Source organism: Microbispora hainanensis (assembly GCF_006874475.1).
GTDB classification, from domain to species: domain Bacteria; phylum Actinomycetota; class Actinomycetes; order Streptosporangiales; family Streptosporangiaceae; genus Microbispora; species Microbispora hainanensis.
Map to the genome: position 1 here is coordinate 1 of NZ_VIRM01000247.1, position 244 is coordinate 244.

The window sequence follows — 244 nt, forward strand, 5'->3', positions numbered from 1 at the left end:
TGGAGCTGGTATTCCTGCCGACCTACGGCTCCTGGCTGAACTGGATCGAATCAGAGTTCGCCGCCTTGCGGTACTACGCCCTGAACGGCACCGACCACCGCACCCACGATGAGCAGAACGCGGCGATCGGCGCCTACGTCCGCTGGCGCAACGCCCGAGCCCAGCCCAAGACGAGCTTCGCCGCCAGCTCACCGATCAGAAGCTGGACCAGTTACCCGGCCAAGGTTGCGTGATACGCCACTAG

At 64.3% G+C, this 244-nt stretch carries 1 pseudogene; it reads left to right on the plus strand.

Annotated elements, in window-relative coordinates:
* Positions 1-233: pseudogene (locus FLX08_RS40285) on the plus strand (hypothetical protein); the annotation flags it as partial.
* Positions 234-244 lie beyond the last annotated feature (11 nt).